The sequence below is a fragment of the Pseudoalteromonas sp. MTN2-4 genome (assembly GCF_042848605.1).
Classification (GTDB): Bacteria; Pseudomonadota; Gammaproteobacteria; order Enterobacterales; family Alteromonadaceae; genus Pseudoalteromonas.
The window spans coordinates 1-662 of the sequence record NZ_BTGK01000055.1 but is presented as its reverse complement, the minus strand read 5'-3'; the positions used below and the strand labels follow the sequence as shown (position 1 = coordinate 662).

Below are 662 nucleotides of genomic sequence, written 5' to 3'. Positions count from 1 at the left end.
TAACGCAATTTTAAGCGGCGAATAATTGTTGGCTATAATGTGAAACGAAGTGGAACTCAGCCAACAGTTATGAGTCCGACTTTAAAACCTTGTTAAGTGCCGTTTTTATTTAGTTATTTAAAAACGACTTTTCATAAATAGTTAAGGAGCCTTTTATTATTCTAGGCAGCTTGAGTTGCCAACTTTTAGCAACTAACTCCAAGGAATACACTACAGCTTCATGTTCAGGGTTAGCAATATCACGAACAACTACGTGTGCGATATTGCCATTTTCTTTAACAGTCCCAAGTACATTATCGGGTACAAAGCTACCAAAGTTTTTGTCTCTTGATTCCCATGCTATGTATGACCAAAGCTCAAAGATATCACCATGATTGAGTTCTTTAATATCGTTTTCAGTGAGTTTTTCTAAACCATACATCTCTAGAAATTCAGAGTTACTCAGTAATGGTTCTGTAGATTGAGCTAACCAAGATAAATCTGATTTAGAAATATATTCAGATGCTTTTTCATAATTTTTATCCTTCATATTACTAAGGAATTTGGAAACAATACTTTGAGGCATTTCGAGCTCATTACCCATTACATTAAAACTTAAAAAAATTATTAATATTGAAATATGCTTCAACATTGCATCTGGACTCCATGAGGCATTTAACGCC

1 protein-coding gene is annotated in these 662 nt (G+C 33.8%); it reads right to left on the bottom strand.

Annotated elements, in window-relative coordinates:
• Positions 1–109 precede the first annotated feature (109 nt).
• Positions 110–662: hypothetical protein (locus tag ACGHEH_RS21690; protein ID WP_390449861.1), on the bottom strand; the 553-nt coding region annotated here is incomplete at its 5' end.